This is a genomic window from Chamaesiphon sp. VAR_48_metabat_135_sub, assembly GCF_031418915.1.
Classification (GTDB): domain Bacteria; phylum Cyanobacteriota; class Cyanobacteriia; order Cyanobacteriales; family Chamaesiphonaceae; genus Chamaesiphon.
This window is the reverse complement of the sequence record NZ_JANOJV010000101.1, coordinates 1-5,997: the sequence shown is the minus strand read 5'-3', so window position 1 is coordinate 5,997 and position 5,997 is coordinate 1. Positions and strand designations below refer to the sequence as shown.

Below are 5,997 nucleotides of genomic sequence, written 5' to 3'. Positions count from 1 at the left end.
CGAAAAGTGCGGTCTTGGGGTTTCCCCGTCTTGTCTCACCTTTTTTGACGGGGAACCCGTCCAAAGGTGAGCCGCAAGTAGAGCACCTTTTCAAGACAGCGGCGTTTTTATGTCTAGGGTTCCCCCCGAATAAAAAAGCGGTGCAGTGTGGTCGGGGAACCCGACCACACAACTGCGACAAGACAACGACTTTGGCGGCGCACCAAGCAGATAATTGAATAAAGAATAGGTAGGGGCAATTCATGAATTGCCCCTACCTAATCTTTATTTATGACACGTTTGCAGTGGCTTTTACTAATCCCTGCTCGGGTGTCCAGAAAGACTCTTCCCCTTCGCCAAAGTGCCCTTCAAATTTTGTGACGCGCACATCACCTAGTACTTTGACTTGGCAAGATAACCGTCGATCTTTGTGCCCAGAGTGTGGCGGAAAAGCCATCCGTGTCGTTTCTAATTTGGTTGGTTCGGAGACTGTACCCTCGACTTTCACCATGCAGGTACCGCAGATACCGTGTCCGTGACAGTTGAAGATTTGCGCGCCATTGCTATACAGATCGATGTCATGTTCTAGTAATGATTCTCGTAGGTTACTTCCTTCGGCAACTTCAAAAGTCTTGCCTTCAGCCATGATTGTTGGCATGGTTATTCTCCTATTTGGCTAATAAATTGAGACGGTTTGCAGTCATTAGCTTTCTAGTAACTAGCAAATTTAGTTACGATTAGATTGCTAGTGACGCTTCACTTTTTGTCAGGGCAGCTTGAAGTTTTGCTTCATCTTCTTTTGATAATGAAGTACGTAAAACTTTGCCCTCAAACTTGCTTAAATCTGCCAAGACTCGATCGGGTGTAGATTTACGTACCAGCACAAAGATCGCCGAAGTTCCTGGTTCGATCGTGCCACCAAGATCGCGCATAAAATCATCATTAATCCCGATATCGCTTAATGCTCCCGAAAGTGCCCCAGCCGCCGCGCCGACTAAAGCAAAAATTGGATTGAAGAAAATCACGCCGAGTAATAGTCCCCAATAACCTCCACTTACTGCGCCAGTAGCTACCAGTTCTTGAGCTTGCTTAATTTTAACTTTGCCTTCTTGAGTTCTGACGACAACAGCGGCATCTTCTAGATCGACTAAATACTGTGACTGGAGCCTTCTTAGTTCGTTCATCACCTCATCGGCCTTAAATTCATCTTTAAAACCGACAACAATTAGATCGCTCATGTGATTACCCTTTAAATAAATTTGATTAACAACTTGTATGTTCCAGTTATATCAATTATTGCTCATAAATAAATCACTCAAAAGGTAGATTTGTTTATGATTTTTCAAATGAAATTTATGTCGTTGGCAAAGCCTACCGGAGGTACTCGATCTCTGGTTCCGATTTTTCGTGAAAGTAGGGTGTGTTATCCCGTAAGGGTAACGCACCATCTAGGTTCGATTGGACGAGGATCGGTGCGTTTTGCTGGCGCAGAAACACACCCTACGCCTTATTATTTATTACTTATTACTTATTTTAACTCGCCCAGTCGATCGCCCAATCCGCGGCGGACGTACACTAAGGCATTGGTAGACTTTTTCATGCAGGTGGCTAATTCTGCGCCGACACCGCAACTGGTGGGGGAGTTTTTGGCACTCGATCGCAGGTTGGCTCCTTACGATCGGTTAAAATACAAAGGTAGGACAATAGCAAAATTTGTCTCAGCAATCGATTAAAATCTCGATAGTAATAGAAAGTCATGATGAAAGCTTACGAACTACCAGCAAGAATCGCATCATCAGGGGATCTAGAGATCTTAAATTTGAATTCAGTAGAAATTCCGATCGGATCGAAAATTAAAGTAATTCTGCTAGTAGAGGAAGATAACGAAGATGATGAATCACCAGCACAAAGTTTTCGAGAAGGATGGGCAGACGTTGTAGCGGGTAATACGATACCTGCTTCTAAGTTGTGGGAGTAATTTGATGGACGATCCACCAATTTCTATCCAGGTTGATGCAACTGCTAAATTCCAGAAGAAGATTAAGAGTCTAGAAAAGAAATATCGAAATATTAAAGATGATGTTCGTCCGATAGTTGACTCAATCGCAATAGGCGAACTACCTGGAGACAGAATCACCGATCTGAATCTAGAAATTTATAAAGTTAGAATTAAAAATAGTAATAATCACAAAGGTAAGAGTAGTGGCTATCGATTAATTTATTATGTCAAAACGATCGAACGAATAATTTTAGTTACTATATATTCTAAATCAGAGCAAGAAGATATCGAGAAAAACGAGATCGAGGATATCATAGCTGAGTTTGAGTAAAGAAAGCTGTCATATTAAGTGTCCTGAGATCGATCGACTCTCGTTCTGCTTTAATATGCTCTAACATCCGTTCGCGTCAGCGTGCGTTTTCGCAGTTGCCTACAGGTAATTATAGCTCGATTTCTATAAAGTTTCCTGCTACTAATTATTGCAGACATTCCCAATCCCGATCGTCAACGATCGGAGTAACAATATCTCCTAATGTTTTTCCTTTACCAGCGATTAGGGTTGATGTAGTGCGGCGTTTGCTTGAAGGATCGCGCTTCTGGCTTCCCACCGACTTTGTTTCAGATTGGTTTGTGGCTGTATAGCTATTACCGAGAGAACGAATAAAATCTAAAAGGCTTAGTTGCATTGGTTCGGGAATTTTTTCCAGTTCCCGAACGATCGATCGATTCGTTGGCGTAGCCTCTCCGTGGAGAATCGCGGAGCGTCCGCACTAGTATTTTCTGGCAAAATCTCCTGGATCGATCCAACCTTTTGCATTTAAGTTTCCATTCTGATATCCCCACCCATTATTAAACTTGACGGTAGCTAGTCCAAAATGTAGATGACTATTACCGCCCTGATCTTGGATATTACCGATAGTCTGACCTCTTTGAACATTTTGTCCTGCGGATACCTGTGAATTAAGATGCCCATAATAGGCATATAGAGTTTGATAGCCGCCACAGTTGTTATGTCTGATAATGACAAAGCTATTCCAGATAGTATTCAGATTTGCAGAGTTTGTTGATGAGTAGTCCACAACCCCATCGCAAATTGACCTAACATTACTTCCTGCATCCATGAAATAGTCAACACCTGTATGCTGAGAACCGCCCCCCTGACATCCTGTTCCGAAAAGACATGTTGGTATTGTACTCAGAGAGGTAAGCGGAGCAATTGGCTGACTAGAATTTTGGCTGGGTTGAGAAACTTGTACTTGAGATTGACCACCATCACCCCACTCTCCTGCTGCATTACGAGTGCGGAATTGCCCACTATCTGTATTGCTGGCCCAAAGAGCTTGTTGCCCGTTGCTTCTGTACATTACTAGATTTCCATCTGCCTGGATAGCAAAGAAGGCTCCAGGATTACCATCTGTATTTGTTGCCCAGAGTGCCCTACCACCACCATAGATCACCAGGTTTCCATCTGGTTGCAATCTTAAAATTTCACCACGTCCTTCTGTTCCAGTTGCCCAGAGAACTTGACCAGAGCTATTGATGAGAACCAAATTACCATCAGACTGAAAGCGGAATCGATAGCCACAGACTATTGCCCCTGTTCCTCTATTGAAAGTTCTACTTTGTCCATTAGTACGAACATTAATATTTCGGCATGATTGAGCAATTAGTTGTCTTGATTTAAATTCTTCAGCTTTGCGAACTGATGTTTCAGCAGATACTTCACGAATCGAGGCTGTTAGAGATAGAACTGCGATCGTAGATGTTAATAAAAAACTGATATTTTTCATACAAATTAGATGTGATTAATGAATAGTATAGTTTTATTAAAAATAATATTACAAATAATTATAATTGTTGCTGGTGCAATTAACTTTACTGTAAAAACTGCTTTGATATATCTAGCTTGTGATTAGCTTAAAACGAAGTAGTCTTGCTAGTAAAAGCATTGAAGACTTCTGAGTTATCAATTATTGGATAATATTCGCTCAGTGAAATAGCTCCTTCGATTGGAGAATTACTGTACGACAAGAAGTTGGAGAAGTCTTGATTTTTATCGAATTCTTTGAGCCGATCTTTTATGACTAATTTACTATTGAAACTTATGAGCCGATCGAAAGTAATACCAGGTGCTAATTCTGCTTTAGCCGGAGCGATATGAATGAAGACAGTCATACCAGCAAAAATTGATAATAAAGTTGAAATATTTTTCATGATTGATTATTGATGTTGATGTATTCGAGTTGTTTGCTGTCAATGCAATGTCAGATTATTTAGATTGCTAACTATTCTTTTAATCTAGTTTACTGTTGCCATTGGTTGTCGCATGATAGGGAAATAAATACTGGTATTGAAACTAAGCCAGGTAACTCCAATTGGCTGTAATATATAGGCGTAGCTACTTGCACCTGTAATATCAATATCTTTTTGGCGAGCTTGTCCACGACTAATTATCTGGCTAAATTTCTCTTGTCCATTTACATAGATACTCACTCTCACAGTTTCAAGACCTGAATTATCTGGAATTGCCAGGGCAAGTCTAAGTTTCTCATCAGTAGGATGTCTCGTGATGGCACAAGTCATCTGAAAGGGGCTATCGACATTAATAGCAACTTTTGCACCAACTTTGATAGCTCTCTGTCCCACAGATACTATCGAATCTGAATCATCTCGACCTATTCCTGTCATATCGGAGCCACTAGCTTTGACACAGCTTGTTTGCAGACTACGGAAAACTCTTCTGAGTGGTGGGGCTGAGGGAGACGGTGCGGAGTTATTATTTTGCGGAGGAGTTGCTTGCGGTTGAGGTGTGTCATTACTGAAGCCACCAGATTGTGGTAGGCTAGATGGCGTTGTTTGGGGTTGAGGTGTGTTATTACTGAAGCCGCCAGATTGTGATGATTCTTGTTTATCCCCACCACCAAAGAAACTTCTTACGAATGATTTGCCAGCAGAGTCTAAAACTTCATCCAGAGGAATTGCCTGAGCGGGTGAGATGCTTGCGGTAATTGAGGCAGCTACAACAGCAACTGCTAAAATAGATCGAAACTGTTTAATTTTCATTATTGAACAATCCTGCAAATCGGGGGTGTCTTGCGGAATCGATTACCTAAATCATTTCCTGAATACAAGCATATTCAGGCTCAAGTCGATCGTCGATAGGAAAAAATAGGCAGTTACAAACCTGTGATCTGAAAACGTGACATAAAATATTTGGTTAGATCCGGAACAAAAGTAATGGGCTTAATTACAAAAAAGTAGGATAAAATAGGCATAATGTAATCTACCGCCTCAATATGGATATTGCCGAAGCTCTGAAAATAGCTGACAATTTGGTCTTCGCATCGCGAAATAAACACCTAAGCGACTTGGAACGATCGATTATTGAAGGCGTATGTCAGGGCAAAAAATATTCACAGATAGCCAGGGATAACTACTGTGAGCAATCTCACATTAATGATGTTGCGGCTGGCTTGTGGAAGGCTATCTCTGAGGCTGTAGGCGAACAAGTAAAGAAAGCAAATTTTCGCTCTACTATCGAACGATATCGATCTGAAAATAGTTCATCATTTTTTGGACAGATATCATCACTGAATGTCTGTTCTGAGATCACACTAAATAATCATCAATATCACAACGATCGAAAATTAGATCGATCGAACAACCCACAGTATTTAAAAACCATTCCAGATCTCGTTCCTATTTACGATCGCACTCAAGAACTAGACTCGCTCAAAAACTGGATACTCACAGAGAAATGTCGCTCCGTCGTTATCTCCGGTGCTGCTGGCATTGGTAAAACCGCCATAGCTAGACAATTAGTAGAAGATATTAAAGATGAGTTTGATGAGATCGTCTGGCAGAGTTTAGGCTGTCAGCGTTCTGTGGTGGAATTTATCGATCGCAATCTTATCGCTTCACTCAATATCGAGGCTTTACCAGAACCACCATTAGACTTAGAAGCTAGATTGTCTCTACTACTCGAACATTTTCGATCGCATCGCTGTTTGATAGTTTTA

10 protein-coding genes are annotated in these 5,997 nt (G+C 41.2%); 4 read left to right on the top strand and 6 right to left on the bottom strand.

What is annotated here, in order from left to right; genetic code table 11:
- Positions 1-268: 268 nt before the first annotated feature.
- Together RMO55_RS07580 and RMO55_RS07575 are read right to left on the bottom strand one after the other, a co-directional pair.
- Entirely contained in the window at positions 269-637 is a 369-nt protein-coding gene (locus RMO55_RS07580; RefSeq protein ID WP_310425480.1) for a 2Fe-2S iron-sulfur cluster-binding protein, read from the bottom strand.
- A 79-nt stretch (positions 638-716) separates the two neighbouring features.
- A complete protein-coding gene (locus RMO55_RS07575; protein ID WP_310425479.1) occupies positions 717-1,217 on the bottom strand; it encodes a DUF1269 domain-containing protein in 501 nt (166 codons plus the stop codon).
- Between the two features lie 234 nt (positions 1,218-1,451).
- On the opposite strand from RMO55_RS07575, the gene RMO55_RS07570 reads away from it, so the two are divergent.
- From RMO55_RS07570 to RMO55_RS07560, 3 genes are read left to right on the top strand one after another with little or no spacing between them, the layout of a single operon-like run.
- Positions 1,452-1,712 (top strand): hypothetical protein, encoded by a 261-nt coding sequence (locus tag RMO55_RS07570; RefSeq protein WP_310425478.1) that lies wholly within the window; start codon positions 1,452-1,454, stop codon positions 1,710-1,712.
- A 23-nt stretch (positions 1,713-1,735) separates the two neighbouring features.
- Positions 1,736-1,957, top strand: a complete 222-nt coding sequence (locus RMO55_RS07565; RefSeq protein WP_310425476.1) for a hypothetical protein — start codon at positions 1,736-1,738, stop codon at positions 1,955-1,957.
- A 4-nt stretch (positions 1,958-1,961) separates the two neighbouring features.
- Positions 1,962-2,309: a type II toxin-antitoxin system RelE/ParE family toxin gene (locus RMO55_RS07560; RefSeq protein WP_310425475.1), complete on the top strand. Its 348-nt coding sequence runs from the start codon at positions 1,962-1,964 to the stop codon at positions 2,307-2,309.
- 145 nt (positions 2,310-2,454) lie between these two features.
- Here the strand turns inward: RMO55_RS07560 and RMO55_RS07555 are convergent, their stop codons facing one another.
- The 4 genes from RMO55_RS07555 to RMO55_RS07540 form a co-directional block, all read right to left on the bottom strand.
- Positions 2,455-2,664 (bottom strand): hypothetical protein, encoded by a 210-nt coding sequence (locus tag RMO55_RS07555; protein WP_310425474.1) that lies wholly within the window; start codon positions 2,662-2,664, stop codon positions 2,455-2,457.
- A gap of 84 nt (positions 2,665-2,748) precedes the next feature.
- Positions 2,749-3,768, bottom strand: coding sequence for a peptidoglycan DD-metalloendopeptidase family protein (locus RMO55_RS07550; RefSeq protein ID WP_310425473.1), 1,020 nt, complete (start codon positions 3,766-3,768; stop codon positions 2,749-2,751).
- A gap of 127 nt (positions 3,769-3,895) precedes the next feature.
- Complete coding sequence (locus tag RMO55_RS07545) at positions 3,896-4,192, bottom strand: hypothetical protein (protein WP_310425472.1); 297 nt, start codon at positions 4,190-4,192, stop codon at positions 3,896-3,898.
- Between the two features lie 84 nt (positions 4,193-4,276).
- On the bottom strand, positions 4,277-5,041 hold the full coding sequence (locus RMO55_RS07540) for a hypothetical protein (RefSeq protein WP_310425470.1): 765 nt from the start codon (positions 5,039-5,041) through the stop codon (positions 4,277-4,279).
- 233 nt (positions 5,042-5,274) lie between these two features.
- On the opposite strand from RMO55_RS07540, the gene RMO55_RS07535 reads away from it, so the two are divergent.
- Positions 5,275-5,997: ATP-binding protein (locus RMO55_RS07535; protein ID WP_310425469.1), on the top strand; the 723-nt coding region annotated here is incomplete at its 3' end.

What these genes read in the sequence shown, in the direction of transcription:
- RMO55_RS07555 (WP_310425474.1), bottom strand. Translation starts at nt 2,664, where the DNA reads ATGCAACTAAGCCTTTTAGATTTTATTCGTTCTCTCGGTAATAGCTAT.
- RMO55_RS07575 (WP_310425479.1), bottom strand. Translation starts at nt 1,217, where the DNA reads ATGAGCGATCTAATTGTTGTCGGTTTTAAAGATGAATTTAAGGCCGAT.
- RMO55_RS07545 (WP_310425472.1), bottom strand. Translation starts at nt 4,192, where the DNA reads ATGAAAAATATTTCAACTTTATTATCAATTTTTGCTGGTATGACTGTC.
- RMO55_RS07565 (WP_310425476.1), top strand. Translation starts at nt 1,736, where the DNA reads ATGATGAAAGCTTACGAACTACCAGCAAGAATCGCATCATCAGGGGAT.
- RMO55_RS07580 (WP_310425480.1), bottom strand. Translation starts at nt 637, where the DNA reads ATGCCAACAATCATGGCTGAAGGCAAGACTTTTGAAGTTGCCGAAGGA.
- RMO55_RS07560 (WP_310425475.1), top strand. Translation starts at nt 1,962, where the DNA reads ATGGACGATCCACCAATTTCTATCCAGGTTGATGCAACTGCTAAATTC.
- RMO55_RS07540 (WP_310425470.1), bottom strand. Translation starts at nt 5,041, where the DNA reads ATGAAAATTAAACAGTTTCGATCTATTTTAGCAGTTGCTGTTGTAGCT.
- RMO55_RS07550 (WP_310425473.1), bottom strand. Translation starts at nt 3,768, where the DNA reads ATGAAAAATATCAGTTTTTTATTAACATCTACGATCGCAGTTCTATCT.